At 58.1% G+C, this 1,215-nt stretch carries 2 protein-coding genes; both read left to right on the top strand.

What is annotated here, in order from left to right; all coding sequences use genetic code 11:
- On the top strand, nucleotides 1-492 hold a 492-nt coding region (locus Q4P78_RS09000; protein WP_303340033.1), incomplete at its 5' end, for a hypothetical protein.
- Entirely contained in the window at nucleotides 407-1,084 is a 678-nt protein-coding gene (locus Q4P78_RS08995; protein WP_303340031.1) for a hypothetical protein, read from the top strand. The genes Q4P78_RS09000 and Q4P78_RS08995, both read left to right, overlap by 86 nt.
- Nucleotides 1,085-1,215: the final 131 nt, after the last annotated feature.

Below are 1,215 nucleotides of genomic sequence, written 5' to 3'. Positions count from 1 at the left end.
ACACCCGCTGCTGCCGAGCCTGCCGAAGCTGCGAAACCCAAGGCAGGAACGGAAGACAAAGTGCCCGCCGCTCCGAAAGAAACTGAGGTTGAACCCGGTCCTCTATTCCGTGGTTCATCCCCCGCCACCGCACCCTCTTCCCTGCCGGCAGGGGCGCAGCCTACCGCAGCTCGCGAACAGGAATGGTACACGCAGCTCTGCGGTGAAGAAACCTTCATTGAGAACGCTGCTATGCGGCACAAGATTCCCAAGGAGACTGTGCGCACTGCTATCCACGACCTGCACCTAGAGAATGCAGCCTCAAATAAGAAGCACCTCAACTACGACGACTATCGCACCCACGCAATGAACTACCTGCGCTACTGGGTGAAGAACAATCCAATCCCCAATAACAATTCCCCCAACAATGCAGTTTACTCACAACAACATGCCCGACCCGGTGGCGTTCAAGCATTTACTGCTCAGTCGCAAGACTACCAAGGCGCGTTTTAGGCTCCCGCTCTCCTACGAGCAGACCGTGACTTACCTCACGGCTGCCGTAGAGGCCGAAGTAGAGTATCGCCACCAAGCCTTCGTGGCGTCTGACGCGCTGACGCAGCACATTGCCACCGCTGCACACTGGCTCGGCGGAAAGGGTAAGTTCGGTCTCATGCTTATGGGGCGACCGGGCAACGGCAAGACTACCCTCATGCGAGCTATCGCCTCGTTAATTAATGCCTTCGACATGCTGCGCGATGACTACGGCGACCCGATGGGCGTCCGTACCATGGCAGCTACCGAGCTGGCACGACTCAACCGAGACGACTACCACGCCTTCCGTAAGGTCTGCTTTACCCCCATGCTTGCCCTTGACGACCTAGGGCAAGAACCTAACGAGATTAAGGACTACGGCAATATCGTCACCCCCGCTGTCGACCTGCTCTGTCAGCGCTATAACGACCAGCTCTTCACGCTCGTCACGACCAATCTCGCCAAGCGCGGCGCAGGCTCGCTCCGCGAATACTACGGCGACCGCATAGCCGACCGCTTCAACGAGATGATGGACTTCATCGTCTTCGATGAGCCGTCCTATCGCGGCAGATAATCACTCTCACTCCTCCACCATGCCGACCCCACACAACCACGACACCGACTCTGCACAGCAGCCCAAGCCGATACCCACCACGCCGCAGGCTATGGCGCTGTACAATAAGCAAGGCAAGCTGCGCCGAATGA

The sequence above is a fragment of the Rothia sp. (in: high G+C Gram-positive bacteria) genome, from assembly GCF_030540545.1.
Classification (GTDB): domain Bacteria; phylum Actinomycetota; class Actinomycetes; order Actinomycetales; family Micrococcaceae; genus Rothia.
Note: the sequence above shows the minus strand (reverse complement) of the source record. Positions and strands in the feature narration are given on the sequence as shown.

What these genes read in the sequence shown, in the direction of transcription:
- Q4P78_RS08995 (WP_303340031.1), top strand. Translation starts at nt 407, where the DNA reads ATGCAGTTTACTCACAACAACATGCCCGACCCGGTGGCGTTCAAGCAT.